The sequence below is a fragment of the Methylobacterium sp. D48H genome, assembly GCF_053345715.1.
The window spans coordinates 1-249 of sequence record NZ_JBKFAP010000250.1 but is presented as its reverse complement, the minus strand read 5'-3'; the positions used below and the strand labels follow the sequence as shown (position 1 = coordinate 249).

At 62.2% G+C, this 249-nt stretch carries 1 pseudogene; it reads right to left on the bottom strand.

The window, feature by feature from the left end:
• Positions 1-127 (bottom strand): annotated as a pseudogene (locus ACLBX8_RS32360) (IS630 family transposase); the annotation flags it as partial.
• Positions 128-249: the final 122 nt, after the last annotated feature.

Below are 249 nucleotides of genomic sequence, written 5' to 3'. Positions count from 1 at the left end.
GATAGCGGCGGCATTCGGCTGGCGTGAAGCGTCTGAAGGCTCGTCGGATCGTGTCCCAGAGGTCGCTGATCGTGCGAGCGGCCTCGGCACGAAGAATGGCCTTGAGCTTGGCGAAGGCGCGTTCGATTGATGGTGTGGATGGCTCCTGCTCCCGGCTTTGCGTTCGGGCATAGTCGGGATGTTGTCGCCTCAAGCTGAGGAGCCACCCATGTCCGAGCTTGCTACGGTCGGTATCGACCTCGCGAAGAG